This window comes from Chryseobacterium sp. SIMBA_029, assembly GCF_046535275.1.
GTDB lineage: Bacteria > Bacteroidota > Bacteroidia > Flavobacteriales > Weeksellaceae > Chryseobacterium.
Window position 1 is genome coordinate 1 of record NZ_JAWRXA010000809.1, and the last position, 239, is coordinate 239.

The 239-nt window shown below is 64.4% G+C and carries 1 protein-coding gene; it reads right to left on the bottom strand.

What is annotated here, in order from left to right:
- Window positions 1–239, bottom strand: a 239-nt coding sequence (locus SB679_RS26150) for a hypothetical protein (protein ID WP_410705322.1), incomplete at both ends; no start/stop codon positions are given.

A 239-nucleotide genomic window follows, 5' to 3' on the forward strand; every position in this document is an offset into this window, starting at 1 on the left:
GTGGTTGCTCCGGCCACGGAGAAGCGGATCGAGAAGAGGACGGTGGCACTGTGAACGACCACAGCTACCAAGACATTCCGCCCCGCCCCGAAGCCGTCCGGCACGAGTACCGGCGTGCCGACGTCGAACAGCACGAAACCAAAGGCTGGACCCGGAACGAGCTGGCCGCCCGCGTTGCCCGGGAACTCACCAACGGGCAGTACGTGAACCTCGGAATCGGAATGCCCACCTTGATTCGC